This is a genomic window from Luteibacter sp. (genome assembly GCF_009912395.1).
Classification (GTDB): domain Bacteria; phylum Pseudomonadota; class Gammaproteobacteria; order Xanthomonadales; family Rhodanobacteraceae; genus Luteibacter.
Genome location: NZ_WNDO01000026.1, coordinates 54404 through 73467, shown reverse-complemented (window position 1 = coordinate 73467; position 19064 = coordinate 54404). Strand labels below are relative to the sequence as shown.

Sequence of the window (19064 nt, the reverse complement as noted above, 5' to 3'; positions counted from 1 at the left end):
AAGGTCACGTCCTGTGACACGGACATCGCCGCGACGCCGCGGCGATGTCGTCAGCGGAAGTCGATCGTGGAGATCGCGCCCGCCATTTCCGGACGCGGACGCAGCGAGACGTCCCAGCCGTAGAGGTCGCACAGGCGTCGCACGATGGCCAGGCCCAGGCCTGCACCGCCACCCGTGGCGCTCTCGCCGCGAATGCCGCGCTGGAAGAGTTTCTCGGCGTCTTCCGGCTTGATGCCGGGGCCCGTATCGATGACATCGATGCGGCCGTCCGTCACGCGTACCGTGACCTTGCCTTCCATCGTGTACTTGATGGCGTTGCCGATGAGGTTGGTCAACGCCACCGAAAGCACCGAGGCCGGCGCGTTCACCGACACTGTGCCGTCGGACACCAGCTCGATGTCGATGGGCTTGCCGCCCATCTGTGGACGCTGACTCTCGATGACGTCGGAAGCCACCTTTGCCACATCGGTGGTTTCACCACGCGTGGGCCCGCGGCGCTCGGCGCGCGAGAGCAGCAGGAGCGCTTCGATGAGCTCCGTCGCCTGGCGCGACGCGCGCTCGATACGCTTGAGGCGTTCACGTAGCTTGTCGGTGAGGTCGGGTGAACCCTGCAACAACTCGGTGGTGCTCGCAATCACGGCCAGCGGCGTACGCAGCTCGTGGCTCACGTCGGAATTGAACTCGCGATCGCGCTCCACCACGGAGGTCAGCCGCGTGGCGTACTCGTCAAGTGCCACAGCCAGTTCGCCGACCTCGTCATCCGCGAAGTGCGGCGCCAGCGCCTCGGCCTTGCCGACGCGGCGGAAGTCGCGCAGGCGACGAGCCAGGTCGGTGACCGGACGCAGCACGCGCGACGACAACCAGACGCCGAGCACCAGCGAGAACAGGCCGAACAGGAACACCGCCGCCACTACGCTGGTGAGCAACTGGCGCTTGCCCAGCTCGTCGCGCGAGACGTCGAACTGCAGGAAGCTGATGATGCCGTCCTTGCGACGCACGGCCACCTTGTAGTGGTGGCCCTTGCCGTCCTTGTCCGTCTCGTAGATGTCGTGCACGCCGGAGTCGAGGGCTTGCCAGGGCAGCGGCGCCTTGTAGATGGTGCGATCGCTGAACGTGGCTCCCTTGATGATTTCGAAGCTGATCGGCTCCTTCGCGCGCACTTTCTCGTTGAGCGAGTCCACCTCGTCCCGTAGGGCCGAGTTGATCAGCTGCTCTTCGACGCGGGCACGGATGTTGATGGCCGCGTACGCGAACAGCGCGCTCAGGCCAAAACCGAACAGCGTGAACGTGACGACCAGGCGGAACCGTAACTTACGCCTGGACCGCATCCGGATCGACCATGCGATATCCGATACCGTGACGCGTGTGGATCAGCGGTTTGTCGAAGGGTTTGTCGATGGCCGCACGCAGCCCGTGGATGTGCACGCGCAGCGAGTCGGAGTCCGGCAGTTCCTCGCCCCACACGCGCTGTTCGAGGTCCTGGCGCGTCACCACGGACGGGCTGGCCTCCATCAGCGCCTGCAGCAGCTTCAGGCCGATCGGGTTGAGCTGGATCGACTTGCTGCCACGGGTGACCGTGAGGGTGTCGAGGTTGTAGGTGAGGTCGCCCACCTTGAGCACGCGGCTCTGCGGCCCCTTGCCGCGACGGGCCAGCACTTCCAGGCGCGCCGCCAGTTCCTGCAGGGCGAAGGGCTTGGTCATGTAGTCGTCGGCGCCGGACTCGAAGCCGATCAGCTTGTGGTCCAGGGAATCGCGGGCTGTGAGCATCAGCACCGGGGTTTGCTTGTGGGCCTCGTGGCGGAGTTTCTTCGCCACGTCGAGGCCGTCCATGCCCGGCAGGGTGAGATCGAGCACGATGACGTCGAAATCATGGACCACGGCCAGGTGCAGGCCGGTGACGCCGTCGCCGGCGAAATCGACCACATGGCCTCGGTCTTCGAGGTAATCCCCGATGTTGGTCGCGATGTCGGTGTTGTCTTCGATGACCAGAACGCGCATTCGGCACTCCGTTGAGCGGTCGCTATGTCTTAAGTCTTAACAGTATTGCGACTGGAAGCTTAACGGGGAACCCGTGAAGCGGACAGCACTAAAAGAAAGGCCCGGGCGGGAAACCGCCCGGGCCGAAAAGAACTACTGCCCCGATACCGTCACCCCGCATCGCGGAATCACAGTGGGTCCTTTATAGGCGACCATCGTTTAAATCGCCGTTAACCCCTTGGGAGCCCTTGTGCGACGGGCCTTCGGGCGGACCGGCCGGGCGGCCAGGCTGGCTTCGCAGTGGGCGATGATCTCACCAGCCACGTCCACACCGGTGCTGCCCTCGATGCCCTCCAGGCCCGGCGAGGCGTTCACCTCCAGCAGGAGCGGCCCACGGCTGGAGCGCAGCAGGTCGACGCCCGCCACCTCCAGGCCCAGGGCCGAGGCGGCCTCGATGGCGACCCGGCGCTCGTCGTCGGTCAGTTCCACCGCGGCGGCGGTGCCACCCCGGTGCAGGTTGGCCCGGAACTCGCCCGGGGCGGACGAGCGCTGCATGGAGGCCACCACCTTGTCGCCGACCACGAAGCAGCGCAGGTCGCTGCCCTTGGCCTCGCGGATGAACTCCTGGACCAGGAAGTTGGCGTAGAGGCCACGGAAGGCCTCGATCACGCTCTGCGAGGCGGAGCGCTTCTCGGCCAGGACCACGCCGGCCCCCTGGGTACCCTCGTTCAGCTTGATGATGTGCGGCGGGTCGCCCAGCATGGCCAGGAGGTCGGCCGTGTCGTCCGGGTTGTCGCCGAAGGCGGTCAGCGGCATGTCGATGCCGCGCGCCGCCAGCAGTTGCAGGCAGCGCAGCTTGTCGCGGGCACGCAGCACGGCGTCGGACGGATTGGGCGTGTACACACCCATCAACTCCAGCTGGCGCAGCACGGCCGTGCCGTAGAACGTGCTGGAGGCGCCGATGCGCGGCACCACGCAGTCAACCGGCCCCAGTGGCTTGCCCTTGAAATGGATGGCGAACGACTGCGGCGCGATGCTCATGTAGCAGCGCAACGGGTCGATCACGCGCACGGTGTGCTTGCGCTTGCGCGCCGCCTCCACCAGGCGCTGGGTGGAGTAGAGCCGCGCGTTGCGCGACAGGATGGCGATCTTCATGAGGGTTCCCGAACGGCGCGACGCGGCGTCTGCGAGTAGGAAAGCGACGGATCGACCAGAAAGCGCCCGGCGAGGGCGGTCCGGCCAAGCAGGAGGGGAAAGAGCATGCGGCCGCGGTCGGTGAGGTTCACCTCCACGCGGAAGCACTGGCCGGCCAGCTCGACGTCCGCCTGGATAAACCAGCGCAGCGTGGAGTGACCGCCGGAATCGGTGACCGCCCGCCGGCCCGTGGCACGGGCCTCGCAGGGCTCGGAGAGCCCGCCCTTGCGGGTGGTCCGTACCTGGAAGCGCAGCCAGGTGCCATCCTCGCGCTCGTCCACCTCGAGCCATTCCACGTGCAGCGACGACGAGCGCGCGCCCGTGTCGAGCTTGGCCTTGAGGACGGGGATGCCGAGCGACGGAAGTGCGATCCGTTCGCGCCAGCCGAGGGTGATGACGTCAGTCATGGGTCTGGTGCGGAACGAGGGCGGGGGAAGACGGCGCAAGGATGCCGAAGGCAGGGGCGCGAATGCAACAGCACGGCGGCGGCCCCCCGGCCGCCGCCGTCACACGGGTGAAACACCCGTGAAGTGGAGGCTCAGCGGTGGTAGGGCGCCCGCCGGCTCGTCATCAGGTAAATGGCCGCCAGCACGCCGACCGCGGACACCATGGCCACGTAATAGGCCGGGCCCAGGCCACCCGCGTCCTTCGCCAGCAGGCCCACCACGACCGGGGTGGCGGCGCCGCAGATCGCATAGGCGACGTTGTAGGAGAGGGAAATGCCGGAGAACCGGATCGCGGGCGGGAAGGACGTGACCAGCACCGCCGGCACGACGCCCGCGACACCGGCGAAGAAACCCGCCAGCGTGTACAGCGCCATGAGGTTGCCCGCGCCCGAACGCAGGTCGAGGTACAGCGCGAGCGTACTCACGGCCAGGCCCAGCGAACCGATCAGCATTGCCTTGCCACGGCCGATCGCGTCCACCAGCAGGCCACCGCCGAAGCAACCGAAGCACAACGCCAGCGCGGCGAGGCTGCCTCCGGTGAACGCACGCGACTGCTCCACATGGAAGGCCGTCTGCATCAGCGTGGGCGTCATCAGGATCACCACGACGATCGCCGCGGTGAGCACCCAGGTCACCACCATCGACAGCAACACGGCGGGAAGGTGGTCCCGCACGACGACCCAGGCCGGCAGCTCCACCGTGAGTTCCTTGCGCTCGCGCATACGATTGAACACCGGCGTCTCGCTGAGCCAGCGGCGCAGGTACACGGCAAGGAAGCCGAAGACGCCACCGATGAGGAAGGCCGCGCGCCAGCCGTAATCGAGCATCGCGGCCTCCGACAGGCCGCTGCTGAGCCCGGCGGCCACCAGGGAGCCGATCAGCACGCCAGCGGTAAGGCCGGACGTGAGCGCGGCGCAGGCCATGCCCACACGACGCGATGGCACGTGCTCAGCCACGAACACCCAGGCGCCGGGAATCTCGCCACCGATGGCGATGCCCTGCACGATGCGCAGCAGCGTGAGCAAGATGGGCGCGAAGATGCCGATGCTGGCGTAGGTCGGCAGCACGCCGATCAGCAGCGTAGGCACCGCCATAAGGAAGACGCTGAGCGTGAACATCCGCTTGCGACCGACGCGATCGCCGAAGTGCGCCATCACCACGCCGCCGAGCGGTCGCGCGAGATAACCCACCGCGAAGATGCTGAAGGCCTGCAACTGCGCGACGAAATCGGACGTGCCCTGCGGGAAAAACAGGTGTCCGAGCACCTTCGCGAAGTAGGCGAAGATCACGAAGTCGTAGAACTCCAGCGCGCCGCCCAGGGCGGACAACAGGAGGGTCTTCGCATCGCCACGGCCCAGCGGGCGGCGGTCGACGATATCGGTATCGGTGTCGGAAATGACGCTCATGCGGTTATCGATAGCTCGGTAAGCGGAAAGTGTGAAGTGCTACCAAAGTAGTACGCGAACAGTCGTTCGACAGTCTTGCACGAAAGATAGTTGTCATGTCTAGAACCAGGCGTAGGCTCCGATGGAAATGGCCTGGGGCCAGCTGGCCGATCATGACTTCGCCACCTTGTCGATCGGGGCGAACGTCTGAGCGTGACGCGTTCCGCAAATTCACGCGACGCGATGGGTTCGTGCAAAACCGTGCGATAGCAGCGGCGAAACACTGGCGTTCCACACACGCCAGGTGATGCCCATGATCATGCAAGGCTCGTCCTTCCGTATCCACCGCCTCGCGTTCGCGCTCGGGGCCCTTCTGCTTGCCAGTGGCGGTGCGCACGCGGCATCCACGCTCGCCCCCTGGGTAGGTAGCTGGGCCACCGCGCAGAAGCCGATCGGCGACGCGTCACCCACCGGCAAGACCCTGCGCCACATCGTGCACACGAGCATCGGGGGCACCTCCGCCCGCGTGCACCTGACCAACGCCTACGGCGACGGCCCGGTCACGATCAGCGACATCCATCTCGCCGTCAGCGCGGGCGGTTCGTCGGTACGTCCCGAGACCGACCACCTCCTCACCGTCGGCGGCCAGTCCACCGTCACCCTCGCGCCGGGCCAGGAAGTCGATACCGACGGTGTCGACATGGCCATCCCCGCGCTGACCGATGTCGCGATCAGTTTCTATGTGCCGCAAGCGCCTGCCGCGCTCACCGGCCACGACTTCAGCGGCCAGACGCGCTACGACGCCACGGGCGACGTCGCCGGCCAGGCGACGATCAACGCGGCAGCAAGCCAGAACTACGTCTTCGTCTCCAACCTCGACGTGCAGGGTCCCGCCCCGCAAGGTGCCGTGGTCCTGCTCGGCGCCTCGATCTCCAACGGCGATGGTTCCTCGTTCAACGGCAATCGACGCTGGAGCAACGACCTGGCCGCACGACTTGCCGCCGCGGGCAAGAACGTCGGCGTCATCGACGAAGGCATCTCCGGCAATGCCCTGTTGCACGACGGATCCGGCCCGAGCGCCGCCAACCGTTTCGACCACGACGTGCTCAGCCAGCCCGGCGCACGCTGGGTGGTGTTCTCGGACGACCCCATCAACGACCTGGGTGGACGCCCCGTACCCTCCGCCGATGCGCTCATCGCGGCGGAGAAATCGCTGATCGACCGGGCCCATGCACAGGGCTTCAAGTTCCTCTGCTCGACTCTCACGCCCTTCCAGGGATCGGGCGGCTGGTCGCCCGACGGCGAAACGGCGCGCGGCGCGATCAATGCCTTCATCCGCGGTACCGACAGTGGTTGCGACGGCGTGGTGGACCAGGACCTCGCCACCCACGATCCGGCCAACCCGACGCAGTATCTTCCCGCCTATGACTCTGGCGACCACCTGCATCCGAACGACGCCGGTCACCAGGCCATCGCGAACGCCGTGAACCTCGATCTCTTCACGCCGCCAAGCCTGCCTGCCATCACGGCGCCTGCCGGTTGTGGCTCGCTCGCTCCGGGCGAAGGCATCCTGCCCGGCCAGAGCCTGACCTCCTGTGGCGGCGGCTATCATCTCGACCTACAGACCGACAGCAACACCGTGCTCTACAAGGCGTCCGGTGCGTCGATCTGGGTCGCATGGACCTACAACAAGGGAGCGGGCGAACTGCGCATGGACCCCGATGGCAACCTCGTGGTCTACGGCGCCCTGGGCACGAAGCTGTGGCAGTCAAACTCCGGCGGCCATGCGAACGCGCGCCTGTTCGTACAGGACGACGGCAATACCGTCATCTACGACGACAACGGCCCGATATGGAATACGGGCACCGCAGGGCAGTGATCCAAGCGCTTATCCCTTGCGGATCAGCGGCTTTGTCATCAGCACGGTGGTGAAGCCGCTGTCCCATTCCTCGTCGGGATAGGTATCCGTCTCCACGTAGCCATGCCGCCGATAGAACGCCCGGCTTCGTTCGTTGAACGTGTCCGTTTCCAGGCGGGCCATGGCGAGGCCTTCCCGGCGCATACCCTCTTCGGCGACCGCCAGCAGGCGGCCGCCGATTCCCTCGCCCTGGCAGGCGGGAAGCACATGCAGCGCATCGAGGAAGTCGCCCCGAGCGTGGACCATGCCGACCACCTGGCCGGCGCGCTCGGCCACCGTGAACTGGTCGAGATACCCTTCCACGTATTTGATGGCATGCTTGCCGGTTCCGAACCGCGCGGCTGCCTCAGGGCGCAGATGCGGCTCCCATGTGGCGTGGTAGGTGCCCATGAGGAGCGCGATGACGGCATCGGCGTCCGACGGACGCGACGGGCGGAGCGTGATGGGAGGCATGGAAGGGCGGTTCATGTCGGGTTTGTCTGAAATAACGTGAATTCCGTGTGCAGGCCGGGATTCGTGCATGCGAGGCCCGGTGCCTGGCTGCACGATGATGCCATCGGGATCAGGGAGGGATACAGCATGGATCCAATGGGCAAGCCGCTCACACACGCACGACTTGGCGATCTCGCCGGGGGTACCTGCGTCAAGGTCTGGCGAACGGATGGAAGCACGGTGCTGGGCATGGTGGATCACGCCGATACCCGCCGGGAAGAACTCGTCGTGGCGTGGCCCGACATCCACCCCGCCGCCTGCGCAGCGCAGGACACCGACTCGATCGTCATCCCCTTCCCCGACATCGTCGCCATGCGGCACTTCCCCGACGCCACCGTCGCCGTACTCGAAGCCCAGCTTGGCGAGATTCCCGCCGGCACCCGGCTCGCGATCCGCAAGCGCCCCGGCGACACCTCCGAGCCGACGATCAAGCAAGGCATCCTTGACTCCATCGACTGGGACGCACGCACGCTCGTGCTACGCGACACAGCGCTCGGGCATGCGGTGACGGTGTCGTTCGAGCGGATGCTATCCATCGACATCGTGCAGTGGCCACTCCGCTGACCGGCATGTAGTGCGATCCACTTCACAGATCGACCCCACCTCCTCCTTCCGAGGTGGGGTAACCGTGCGTACCTGCGTTTAGCAGCAAGGGGAGAACGAAGGATTTACGCACGGCCGCAGGGACGGCCATCACGGGAGGAGGAAAACATGCAGTATCCACGCAAGCGCCTGCTGAGCGCGCTCATCGCAGGCGGCTTTCTGTACGCGTCCGTCGCCAGCGCGGCCGACACGGCAGGTTTCTGGCACGAGTTGCCGCAAAAGGCACCCGCTGCCGCCGCATCCGCACGCAGCGCACGCGCCGTCGCCACGCCATCGAACGCGCCGTCGCACTATCGCGCCTTCACGCTCGACTTCAGCGGACTGGGCACCGAGCTGAAAGCGAGCGCACGCTCGATCCGGCGCGGCCAGAGCAACAACCTCGCGCTTCCGCTGCCCGATGGCGGCATGACCTACTTCACGTTGAGCGAATCCGACGCCCTGCCCGCGTCTCTCGCAGCGCGTTATCCGGACATCAAGAGCTACAAGGGCGAAGATGCCGAGGGGCGTCGCGTGCGCCTCGATGTGTCACCACAGGGATTGCGCGCCGCGATCTACGACAAGCACGACGTGTGGCTCGTGCAGCGCGCGGAACGCCTCGAAGGCAAGGCTGGTAAGGCATCGTCCGGTAGCGACGAGTACTGGAGCTTCCGTCGTGCCGACCTGCCGCTGGGCAAGTCGGGCTTCGTCGAATTGCCGACGGAACGCGATCTCCAGGCGTTCACCAATCCGCAGGCCAGTGCACGCGTCGCGGCCGCCAAGGCCGCCAATGGCGGCACCACGCTGTACAACTATCGCCTCGCGATGGCCGCGGCCAGCAGCTATACCACCAGTTTCGGCACCACGGTGCAGGACGGCCTCGCCGAGGTGGTGACCATGGTCAATCGCATCAACGAGGTTTACGAAACGGATCTCGGCGTACACCTGACCCTGATCGACGACGAAGACAAGATCATCTACACCGACGCGAAGAGCGATCCATACAACGGGATCTCGCCGGGATCGGACAAGATGAACGCGGCGAACGTCACGAACCTCGCCAAGGTCATCGGCAACGCGAACTTCGACGTGGGCCACGTGGTGGCCGGCGCGGGTGACGGCGGCATGGCCAGCATCGGCAGCACCTGCGACGACAGCCTGAAGGCATCGGGCAGCACCGGTCGGCCCGATCCGGTGGGCGACGCGTTCTGGATCGACTACGTCTCGCACGAGATCGGCCACTCCTTCGGCGGCCATCATCCGTTCGCCGGTTGCGACGGCTTCGCGGGATTCGGCGCCTACGACGACGCCAAGTTCGCCGCCGAGCCACGCAGCGGCACCACCGTGATGGCTTATGCGGGCGTCTGCGGATCGACCGACCTGCAACCGCACTCCGACCCCTACTTCAACGTCATCAACATCGACCAGATCCAGACCGCCATCGCAGGCGCCGGTGGCAAGTGCGCGGTGAAGAAGACCAACACCAACAGCCAGGCCGTGATCGACGACGCCTCGCTCAAGGCCAACGCCAAGTCCATTCCGGCGAAGACGCCGTTCGCGCTGAAGGTGAGCGCACGTCATGCCGACCCCAAGGCCGTGCTCAACTACACTTGGGAAGAAGCGGACACCGGCCACGAGGAAACCCGTGTCGCGGCGCTCTACGACGCCGGCTCCGGTCCGATTTTCCGCTCGTTCCCCGGCAACACTAGCGGCGAGCGCATCTTCCCGAAACTGGAAAGCGTGCTCGGCGAGCAGGCGCTGGACAAGGGCGAGGTGTATCCGGCCACCGCCCGCAAGCTCAACTTCCGCGTGACCGTGCGTGACGGTATCGCCACGTCGGATGCGGACAGCCGCGGCCCGACCACCGTCACCGGCAATGTCACGGTGAACGTGGTCAACACCGGCAGCGCCTTCGCGGTCACCGCGCCGTCGACGGCGGTGAAGTGGAACGCTGGCTCGGCGCAGACGGTCAAGTGGAACGTCGCCAAGACGAACGCCGCGCCGATCTCCTGCGCGAAGGTGCGCATCGATCTCTCGGTCGACGGTGGTCACACGTGGCTCGCTTCGCCGCTGGCCGCCTCCGTGGCGAACAACGGCTCGGCCAACGTCACCGTGCCGAAGAACGCCTCGACCAAGGCACGCGTCAAGGTCAGCTGCACTGACAACGTGTTCTTCGCGGTGTCGCCGAAGAACGCGACCATCTCGCTGTAAACACCCGCGACCACGCTTCCTAAGGGAAGCGTGGTCCCTTCAACGGCCTTCGCGGTGTACGCCGCCTTCGCGGAAGTTAGCCGGCGACGAAGGCAGGTCATTCCTGGCGAAGCTCCAGTACACGTCCCCATCAGCAGCCGGACCACCCGCATCGCCACCCAGCGTGGTCGCACGCTGCACCAGCCATACGCCCTTGGGATCGCCATACACGGCTGCCTTCAGCCCCTTGGGCGACAGATCGAGACGGACGCGCCGTCCCTGTCCGTCGCTGCCCTGGTAACTGCGGATATCCGGGTACTTCGCCGCAAGTGCAGCGGGAAGCGCGGAGGCCGGCGTGATGTCGAACGGATGCATGACGCCGTCCGGCCCCGGAAGATCAAGCCGTGCCGGCGATGCCGCCAACCGCCGTTTCAGCCCATCGAGATCGAGCGTATAGGCCATGTAGTGCGATGGAGCATGCGCGACGGCAGGCGACGCCTGGCTCGCATGCCAGACCGAAGCCGCATCTGTCGCCGCGCATCGCCCGGCGACGGTCATCGCGAAAGCCAGCGTGCCAACGGCAAGGATTCGTTTCATGACTGCTCCACGGCGAAGGGGCCTGGAAAGGCATGCTACGCGACACGGTGTCCATGAAGGAACCACCCCGACGCGACGGCGGCCCTCGTCCATGTCTCGACATCGGTGGGCTGGAAACCTTCCAGGCCCGATTCGCCTGCATAGGGTTGCGCAAGGATCGCATCGGCATCCTCGGGATGCGCGGCGAAATAGCGAAACTTGGAGGCCACTCGCCTACCCACGCCCTCCCCCATCGCCGCATCGACGTCGCGTTCAAAGGCGTCGAGCGATTGACCGCGATATCGGACGATCCGGCCAAGACCGGCGCCGACGCGAGCCACGAGCTCATCGCCTGTCAGGCTCTCCGGTCCGGCGATCCGGTGATCGCCACCCATCGCATCACGCTCCAGCAGCATCAGCGACGCCTCGACGCAATCATCGACCGATGTCCAGGCGATGCGCTGCGACGAGGGTATTGGCGGAGCGAAGACGCCCTCGGTGAGGATCTCCGCCCGCGCGGAAGGCTTCAGCAGATTCTCCAGATACATGGTGGGACGCACGATGGCGAAGGGCAGTCCGCAGGCCTGCGCAACGTCCTGCACCCGCTGATTGGCGACGAAGCTCGGTTCGTCGCACGGCGCATGCCGGCTCGCACTGGCAAGCCTGAGGATGACGGAGCGCACGCCTGCAGCCTTGCAGGCGAGCAGCGCATTTTCCGCCTGGGCTTGCATCCTCTCCGCCGAACCAAGCGGTACTTGGAGCACAGCGTGATGGATGCCTGCACAGGCTGCGCGCAACGATACAGGATCGTCGAGGTCGCCCTCGGCCAGTTCGACATTGGGTGCCATCAAGGCCGACGCTCGCGTACGACTGCGCACCAGTGCGCGAACGCTTAGGCCACGCGCCAGCGCGGCGTGCACAACGGCTTCGCCCTGCGTGCCGGCGGCAAGGAAGACCAGAACAGGTTTCGATCGATCGATGACAGACATGGGTAGCTCCTTCAACGGGGCCTGCCGGAGCGACATCGCGTCAAGTCACCGACCAGGCCCATAGGCACGACGAGCGTGCGGGACTGTCGGGGATCACATCCGAGCGATGTGAAGAGAGCTTTCCTTTAGTAAGGAAAGGGCTTGGGCCTACCCAGACCAAGCCTGCCATTTCGACCTGGGCGATTCTAGTTCCTTCCGGACCCGGGTCAAGTGGCGACTGCGGCTATCATGGCCGTCTCATCGCGGAGCGGCGACATGCATACGATCATCGACGGCGGCGACTACGCCGACATGCTATTCAAGGACATCGTGGCCGAGGACACCGTCTTCGAAGGTATCCGCTTCGAGGGCTGCACCTTCCGTCAGTGCCATTTCGACCGATCGACCTTCAGCCGCTGCCGGTTCCGCGATTGCGAGTTCATCGACTGCCACCTGGACCTGATTCGAATCGGCGGCACGCTTTTCGCCGAGTCGCGCTTCACCGATTGCCGCATGCTGGGCATCGACTGGACACGCGGACACTGGCCTTCGGTACAACTTCCCGAAACGCTTCGCTTCGAACGTTGCCTGCTCAACGATTCCTCGTTCTTCGGCTTGCGCCTGGAAGGGATACGCCTGCTCGCATGCCGCGCGCTGAACGTGGACTTCACCGATGCGGACTGCGCGGACGCCGATTTCGCGGGGACCGAGCTTCGCGACGCGATGTTCCGCCACACCCGACTGACCGGCGCCAACTTCGTCGACGCGATCGACTACACCATCGACATCCGCCAGAACGACGTGCGCCGCGCGCGATTCTCCCTACCCGAGGCCGCCTCCCTGTTGCGCGGACTCGACATCGACCTGGTCGAATAGCGACAGATAGTGTGCTTAGATGGAAATCCTTCCCGCTCGAAGGAGTCACCGATGCACAGGTTTTTCGGCATGCTGCTGGGGCTTGCCCTGGCCTCTCCGCTGGCAGCGATCGCCAGTCCGCCGGCCCTATCGCTCACCGTAGCCAAGGCCGCCGTGGTGAAGGACGATGCTAACGGCGCCCAACGACTCGACGTCGAGCTGGCGGATGCCTCTCGCGACGCGTTCGCTAACTTCACGGAATCACATGTCGGCAAACGAGTCAGTCTGCGGGCCAACGGCAAGACCCTGACCACGGTGACGGTGCAAAGCCCCATCACCGAAGGGAAGCTCACGATCGATCCCGGCCAGGGCCGCTACGGCCTGACCCCGGCCGAACTGGAAAAGCTCGCCCAGCGCCTCGGCTCTGGCAAGGAGCCTATCGAGGTGGTCGAGAAGGCGGCGGACTGATCCCTGCCATGGGATCGCGTCAGGCCGTGTGACGGAGTCCGCCGTCGCAGGTGAGCATGTGACCGTTCACGAAGCTGTTGCCAATCAGGAAGGCGATGGCCTGGGCGATGTCCTTAGCGCGACCCACCCGACCCACCGGCGTCTTCGCTGCGTATTCAGCGAACAGGGCTTGCTTATGCTCCTCGGGGACAACGTCCCACCATGGTGTATCTATGACGCCCGGTGACACGCCGTTGACCCGAATCGGCGCAAGTTCCACCGCAAGTACCGGCACAAGCGCCGCGACCGCCGCATTGGCAGCTGCGATGCCCGCGGTCCCCGGTGTAGCAGTTTGCGCGGCGAGCCCAGAGACGAAGATCAGACTGCCGTTCGCATGGATATATGGCAGGGCCGCCTGCGCGCAGGCTATATGCGCGTATACCTTTTCCTCGAAGCCGGCCTTGATGTTCGACAAGGCGATGGAGCCGAAGGGACCCACCCCTTTGCTACTCCCCAGCGCGAGCACCATGTGGTCGATGGGCGCGAGTCCGGCAAAGCCGTCGGCCAGCGCGGCTTCGTCGGTGGCATCCATCTGCACGGCCGAGGCTTGACCGTTCGTGGCATTCAAGGCGCTGTCCAATCGTGCCTTGCTTCGTCCGATCATGGTGACGCTATGGCCAGCACCCACCAGGTGCTTGGTCGTCTCCAGCCCGATACCGGATGACCCACCAACGACTACGATATGTTGCGATGACATGGATACAGTTCCTCAAGTAGGACAAAGCGCCCTTATTCGAGTGTCTCCTCCAACCACCAAGGCAAACAGTTCGCAGCGTATCCTGGTATGGAAAGTACTACGGTAAAGTCATGACCACGCCCAGCTCATCCAGCAACACCCTTCGCCAGCGCGAAGCGGGGGCGTTTCTCCGCTCCCGCCGTGAGCGCCTCACCCCGCATGAGGTTGGCTTGCCTGCGGGCACTCGGCGGAGGACGCCCGGCTTACGACGTGAAGAGCTGGCGATGCTCGCCGGTGTAGGAACCACCTGGTACACGTGGCTCGAACAAGGCCGTGACGTCCATCCATCAGGGGACGTGCTATTGGCGATTGCCGCCGCGCTCCGGCTGGATGCCGCGGAGCGGGAGCATCTCTTCGTCCTGTTCCGCGTCTCTCCGGACAACGATCGGGCGGTCGAGCCCGAGCGGGTAGAGGATCCCATTCGGCGAATGCTCGTCAGCCTCCAGGACCAACCGGCATTCGTACGTGGCCGACGGTGGGATATTCTCGCGTGGAACCGTGCAGCCGACGTCGTCTTCGGTCCTTACGAGGCACTGGAGGGCGACCAACGGAACGCGCTGCACCTGCTTTTTGCGAACCCAGGCCACCGAGCCATGCTCACGGATTGGGAACCCGTCGCCCGCGCGGCGATGGCCATGTTTCGCACCGACTTCGCGCGCCACGCAGGCGACCTATCCTTCATTCGACTCATCGAGAACCTGTCGCGCGCCAGCGAGGCATTCGCACAGTGGTGGGATCAACAAGCGGTATTGCGCCCCCAATCGGGCGAAAAGCGCATCAATCATCCGACTGCTGGCCCCATGACATTCGAATACTCAAGCCTTGGTATTGGGGATTCACCGGATCTGAAACTCATCGTTCTTACACCATCGCAAGCGGACGGAACCCTGGACGCACTTCGAAGATTGCTTTGAAGGTGAAGTTCAACCACCTTGGGACGCTATGGCAGGCTTCGGATACCCGCCAGGTTTGATGCGCAGTCCTTGGAGATCGGCGAAATCAGTTGAAGCTGCTGTACGGTGACTTGGTCGCGCCCCTGGGGCAGGAACGTTATGGTGCGACGAGTCTTCCCATCGAGCACATCCAGTCGATATGGCTTGCGTGAGTCGCTGGGGGACGCCGCGATTTTCTGGACGATGACCATACCCACGCGCAGGCCCGCCAGGTAGGCCTTGGTGCCGGGACCGACAACGGTCACCTTATGATCCTCAGAGGTATAGCCCACTTCCAGGCTGGGACGCTGCTGGGTGATCACCCGCGCGCATGGGCCGAATGTGTCAGGCTCGAGGGACAGGGTCTCGCCTTTATCGATGAAGCGCGACAGGTCTTCCTTGACGTCAAGGCCGTACTGAGAGGCTGCCTTGACGAAGAGATCGGTAGGCTGTGCGGATGATGTCGCGGCCATCCTGCGCTGCTCGATCAACACGGAACGCAGATCGACGGGCACGGCATGGGATGCGCCCACCTGTTTCTGGCGAAGCTGCGCGTTCCACCGTGCGGCCAACATGGCGCCTCGCAGGTAGGGCATCCGCTTGGCACCCTGGTCCTTGAAGAAGGCCGGCGCGAGCGTGGCCTCGGGCGCATTACGCCATGGCGAGTTGGCGTACTCGTTCAATGCGTCGTTCCATATATCGCGGAAGGCCTCCACCGTCACCGCTCCGGATCGAAGACTCAGCGCCTGGCCGAAGTAGTCGGTGAATCCCTCGTTGAACCAGGCGGCGCTTTGCTCGGCCGAGGCATCGGCATAAGGCTTACCCAGTTGACCCGGATTCCAGCTGTGGAAGTCCTCGTGCGCAATGAAGAAGCTGAGATCGTCGTTGCTTGATTTCGTGTTGACCCAAAGCGCGAAGCTGTCGTCGAAGCCCGCGCCGGAGATAAATCGGTTATAGCTCGCCGGTACCGGCGTGGTCGTCACCGTATACGGCCCCGGATCGCTTTCGTTCCAGAAATGCCGCTCCGCCGCTACGATGCGCCGCACCGCGGCGACGAACTCCGCAGGCTTGGCCACGCTGCCCGGAAGCATGCCCACTCGCGGCTCACTCTTGTTAGCCACGGCCGTCGCGCCGATCATGCCTGCGCCTCCGATCAGGGTACTCATCAGAATGTCTTCGGTCGTTCCCGGACGGCCAGCGGATTGCCCAGGTGCAGACAAGTGCTGAAGATCCGACACCAGGGGGATATGGGCCGAACCCGCCTGCCAGAGAAACGTGGCCGGACTTTTCTCGCTGCCATCGGGCCGGCCGAAGACGGCCATACCCAGCGCCGAAAAGACATTTCCGTGGATGATCGGGGCGCTACGATCGAACCGGCCCGGGTTTGGCGAAGGATCGGCGCCGGGCACGATCCGGTATCGCACCGTCAGCGGCCTGCCGCCCTGTGCATCGATGCGCCAGTGACCCGGGGCATCCTGAATCACCTGCGTCGCGCCATCGACCGTGAGATCGCGTACGTATCGGCTCAACTGGTGATCGCCGCGCCAACTTGCCAGCCATCCGAAACCCGTGGTTCCGGATGCGTTCGCCGGGAACCGCACAGACACCACGAACTCCGACAGCTCGCCATTCGCCATGCCTGGAGCCAGCGCGTAGTCGACCTGTTCGGCGCCGGATGCGCCTCGCGCTACTGTCAGGGACGACAAGGCAAGCGCAAAGATGATGGGCCACCTAAGCATGGGTTCTCCTCATTTATCGCGGCAGCACGAATACCGAATTAGCGGCTGCCTGGATACGGTATTGAAGTACGCCATCCATGAGTTACACCTCGCTGTCCATCACATATGGCGAGGCGGGCTTCATGTTTCGCGGCGATGAGAGCCTTTACTTTTGCAATCCTTGATGGTTACGGATCGTTTCCGACATCTCGTGGCCGATCGTTCGAAAGAAGCCTAATGGGTCGTCGCCGATCTGGTACAGGTTGTTGTGGGTACGTCCGGGAAGAATCCGCACGTCTGCTGCGTCAGGTAGCTCGGCCAACCGTCGAACCGCCCCATCGAGATAATAATTGTCTTCCGCACCGACGATGACATGAAGCTTTCCCCTGAGCCGAGGATCCGGATGCGCACGCAAATACGCCACGATGTCGTAGCTAGCCCACGCCGATGCGACAGCCTTATCCACCGCACCGGTGCGGTCATCAAATAGTGGCATGGGCCTACCATCGTCGCCGCGGGGTGAATAGGTCCATTCGAAGCTGGTCAACTGACCACCGCTACCGCCTAGAACCCGCTCGATGCGTGCGACGTCCTCAAAGCGCGCCACCACTTTGCCTCGCGCCCTGGCTGCGGGAATCGGCGTGCCGTCGGCGAAGCGGTACGCGTTGGCCACGTCTGCATAGATATCAACATTGAGGAAGGAGTGAAAATCGATGGGATCAGGGCCGGTAGACCAGGTGCCTCCAAACGTCTCGGGATGATGCACCTGCAACCAGAGCGATGACCAACCTCCTGAAGAATGGCCCGTCAATAACCGCTTGCAGGGGGATGTATCGACAGCATAGTGCCCTTCGATCCAGGGTATGAGTTCGTCGACGAATGCATGGTCCCAAGGACCGTTGTTGACCGAATCCACGAACTCATGGGTGCCTCCTGGCACAGAGTAGTCGGGAAAGACCCAGACCATGGCCGGCAAATCGCCACGCGCCATCAAGAGATCGATCAAGGTCACGTCAAAGCTGCGTCGTGCCAAGTCGCCGCTATAGGTCGATAGCGAATAAACCGTAGGGTATTTTTTCCTTGCATCGTAGCCTGGCGGTAAAAGCACCCAGCCACGCTGATCCACAGGACGGCCGAAAAATGCGCTAACCGATGAACTGTTGAACACATAGGGTCGAGCATTGGCTCGAGCATGTGGAATCGCATCGACGATGAAGCGCGCGGTCCGCGGATCGAATACCCAGGGCTGTACCGCAGGCCATACGCGGTCCAGCGTCAATTCAATATTCAAGGGCCGCCCATCGACATGTATGCGCCGGACCGGTCCGGTGAGGTCACCGCCCCCACGGCCGAAATGACCATAGTCTCGACGTGTGTCGAGCAGGGCCTGCATCCAATAATCGCCCGCCGGCAACTTCCATGGCGATGTCGGCCAGGCAGCGTCCTCATCGTCGAGGCGGCGTGTCGCTCCACGCTGCATGCCATCGACGTCCCTGCCCATCACGGCGAGACCATCCTCTGGTGAAAAGGATTCGATATCAATCTGCGTGGGCAAGGTGCTCTCGGAGGGAGCCACACGGCGTGCGATAACCAGCAACCGCCCCGACATCACCTGGTCGGAAGAAACCTCATTACGCACCTGTATGTCTGCCGCAAAGGCGGGCAGCGCGATGAAAGCGGTGAGCGCAACCAAGCAATGCGACTTGAGCATGGCACCCCCTCATAGGCATGTGCCCCAGGGCGAGGCATAGCCGCATTGTCTTCTTGCAAGGTGTTGATGAGAAGTAGGTCAATAGGCACGGTACTGCCGGGCCTTCACAGCGATCTATACTGCCAGCGGCGCCAAAACGTCGATCATCTCCAAGCATTCCATCACCACGAGGAATGGATTCCAGTTCGCGTTTCGTGGATGACGTTCCTCTGGTCGTGCAACACGCATTCCGACATCTTACGAGTCGTATCTTGATGATATCGTTCGCAAAGACGGATATGGGCCATCAATGCCATGGCGCTTGCCAGCGACTTGGTCGTCATTGCCATGACGCGGCGTTTGCCACCGTAGTCTTGAGCGGCGGCTATATGGAAGCGGGCGATGAAGGTCGGCGCACGGTCGAAGCGGGCCACGTGTTGATCCATCGCGCTTATGATTCTCATACGGATTGTTTTTCACGGCACGGAGCCGAACTGCTCGTCCTGCCGGTTCCGACGAACTATCGCCTCCCGCTCTTTGGAACGACGACAGATCCTGAAGGACTGCTGCATATCGCACGACATTCGCCACGGGACGCATGGCATCACCTTGCGGCGACCTGGGATGCGTCCGAGCAACGGCACCAGGATTGGCCCGACCTGCTTGCTGAACGGCTTCGACAGGATGCGGACCTTTCCTTGCGGCAATGGGCCGAAGAGACGGGGTTGCGACCCGAGTCGGTCAGTCGCGGATTTCAGCGCGCCTATGGCACGTCACCGAAGGCGTTTCGTGCTCGCTCGCGAACTCGGTCTGCCTTGCAGCGCCTCTGCGAGACACGACAATCGCTGTGCGAGATTTCCTCGTCGCTCGGATTTGCCGACCAGGCACATATGAGCCGGTC

At 64.2% G+C, this 19064-nt stretch carries 18 protein-coding genes; 6 read left to right on the top strand and 12 right to left on the bottom strand.

Annotated elements, in window-relative coordinates; all coding sequences use genetic code 11:
• Positions 1-50: 50 nt before the first annotated feature.
• The 5 genes from GAK28_RS19770 to GAK28_RS19750 form a co-directional block, all read right to left on the bottom strand.
• Entirely contained in the window at positions 51-1328 is a 1278-nt protein-coding gene (locus tag GAK28_RS19770) for a HAMP domain-containing sensor histidine kinase (protein ID WP_291783453.1), read from the bottom strand.
• A complete protein-coding gene (locus GAK28_RS19765; protein WP_291783451.1) occupies positions 1312-1998 on the bottom strand; it encodes a response regulator transcription factor in 687 nt (228 codons plus the stop codon). Before GAK28_RS19765 ends, GAK28_RS19770 begins: the two co-directional genes overlap by 17 nt.
• 198 nt (positions 1999-2196) lie before the next feature.
• Positions 2197-3132, bottom strand: coding sequence for a 30S ribosomal protein S6--L-glutamate ligase (rimK, locus tag GAK28_RS19760; RefSeq protein WP_291783448.1), 936 nt, complete (start codon positions 3130-3132; stop codon positions 2197-2199).
• Positions 3129-3578 carry a RimK/LysX family protein gene (locus GAK28_RS19755; protein WP_291783446.1) on the bottom strand — a complete coding sequence of 150 codons (450 nt, stop codon included), beginning with the start codon at positions 3576-3578 and terminating at the stop codon, positions 3129-3131. Before GAK28_RS19755 ends, rimK begins: the two co-directional genes overlap by 4 nt.
• Positions 3579-3709: 131 nt before the next feature.
• Complete coding sequence (locus tag GAK28_RS19750; protein WP_291783444.1) at positions 3710-5023, bottom strand: MFS transporter; 1314 nt, start codon at positions 5021-5023, stop codon at positions 3710-3712.
• A gap of 292 nt (positions 5024-5315) precedes the next feature.
• On the opposite strand from GAK28_RS19750, the gene GAK28_RS19745 reads away from it, so the two are divergent.
• Positions 5316-6881, top strand: coding sequence for a GDSL-type esterase/lipase family protein (locus GAK28_RS19745; RefSeq protein WP_291783442.1), 1566 nt, complete (start codon positions 5316-5318; stop codon positions 6879-6881).
• Positions 6882-6890: 9 nt separating this feature from the next.
• Here GAK28_RS19745 and GAK28_RS19740 read toward each other — a convergent pair whose 3' ends face one another.
• Entirely contained in the window at positions 6891-7388 is a 498-nt protein-coding gene (locus GAK28_RS19740) for a GNAT family N-acetyltransferase (protein WP_291783439.1), read from the bottom strand.
• Between the two features lie 111 nt (positions 7389-7499).
• Between GAK28_RS19740 and GAK28_RS19735 the strand changes: the two genes are divergently transcribed.
• On the top strand, positions 7500-7976 hold the full coding sequence (locus tag GAK28_RS19735; RefSeq protein ID WP_291783436.1) for a hypothetical protein: 477 nt from the start codon (positions 7500-7502) through the stop codon (positions 7974-7976).
• A 147-nt stretch (positions 7977-8123) separates the two neighbouring features.
• On the top strand, positions 8124-10202 hold the full coding sequence (locus GAK28_RS19730; protein WP_291783434.1) for a reprolysin-like metallopeptidase: 2079 nt from the start codon (positions 8124-8126) through the stop codon (positions 10200-10202).
• 39 nt (positions 10203-10241) lie between these two features.
• Here GAK28_RS19730 and GAK28_RS19725 read toward each other — a convergent pair whose 3' ends face one another.
• Together GAK28_RS19725 and GAK28_RS19720 are read right to left on the bottom strand one after the other, a co-directional pair.
• On the bottom strand, positions 10242-10778 hold the full coding sequence (locus tag GAK28_RS19725; RefSeq protein WP_291783431.1) for a hypothetical protein: 537 nt from the start codon (positions 10776-10778) through the stop codon (positions 10242-10244).
• A gap of 35 nt (positions 10779-10813) precedes the next feature.
• Entirely contained in the window at positions 10814-11746 is a 933-nt protein-coding gene (locus GAK28_RS19720; RefSeq protein WP_291783428.1) for an NmrA family NAD(P)-binding protein, read from the bottom strand.
• A 255-nt stretch (positions 11747-12001) separates the two neighbouring features.
• Between GAK28_RS19720 and GAK28_RS19715 the strand changes: the two genes are divergently transcribed.
• Together GAK28_RS19715 and GAK28_RS19710 are read left to right on the top strand one after the other, a co-directional pair.
• A complete protein-coding gene (locus GAK28_RS19715; RefSeq protein ID WP_291783425.1) occupies positions 12002-12601 on the top strand; it encodes a pentapeptide repeat-containing protein in 600 nt (199 codons plus the stop codon).
• 51 nt (positions 12602-12652) lie between these two features.
• Positions 12653-13048: a hypothetical protein gene (locus tag GAK28_RS19710; RefSeq protein ID WP_291783422.1), complete on the top strand. Its 396-nt coding sequence runs from the start codon at positions 12653-12655 to the stop codon at positions 13046-13048.
• 19 nt (positions 13049-13067) lie between these two features.
• Here GAK28_RS19710 and GAK28_RS19705 read toward each other — a convergent pair whose 3' ends face one another.
• Positions 13068-13784, bottom strand: a complete 717-nt coding sequence (locus GAK28_RS19705; protein WP_291783420.1) for an SDR family oxidoreductase — start codon at positions 13782-13784, stop codon at positions 13068-13070.
• Positions 13785-13894: 110 nt separating this feature from the next.
• Between GAK28_RS19705 and GAK28_RS19700 the strand changes: the two genes are divergently transcribed.
• The gene (locus tag GAK28_RS19700) at positions 13895-14737 is read left to right on the top strand and encodes a helix-turn-helix transcriptional regulator (protein WP_291783418.1); all 843 of its coding nucleotides are present in this window, start codon (positions 13895-13897) and stop codon (positions 14735-14737) included.
• Between the two features lie 26 nt (positions 14738-14763).
• Here the strand turns inward: GAK28_RS19700 and GAK28_RS19695 are convergent, their stop codons facing one another.
• The 3 genes from GAK28_RS19695 to GAK28_RS19685 all read right to left on the bottom strand — a co-directional run bounded on the left by GAK28_RS19695 (position 14764) and on the right by GAK28_RS19685 (position 18597).
• Positions 14764-16392 carry a hypothetical protein gene (locus GAK28_RS19695; RefSeq protein ID WP_291783414.1) on the bottom strand — a complete coding sequence of 543 codons (1629 nt, stop codon included), beginning with the start codon at positions 16390-16392 and terminating at the stop codon, positions 14764-14766.
• Between the two features lie 247 nt (positions 16393-16639).
• Positions 16640-18184 (bottom strand): alpha/beta hydrolase-fold protein, encoded by a 1545-nt coding sequence (locus GAK28_RS19690; RefSeq protein WP_291783411.1) that lies wholly within the window; start codon positions 18182-18184, stop codon positions 16640-16642.
• 161 nt (positions 18185-18345) lie between these two features.
• Positions 18346-18597 (bottom strand): hypothetical protein, encoded by a 252-nt coding sequence (locus GAK28_RS19685; protein WP_291783408.1) that lies wholly within the window; start codon positions 18595-18597, stop codon positions 18346-18348.
• Between the last annotated feature and the right edge of the window lie 467 nt (positions 18598-19064).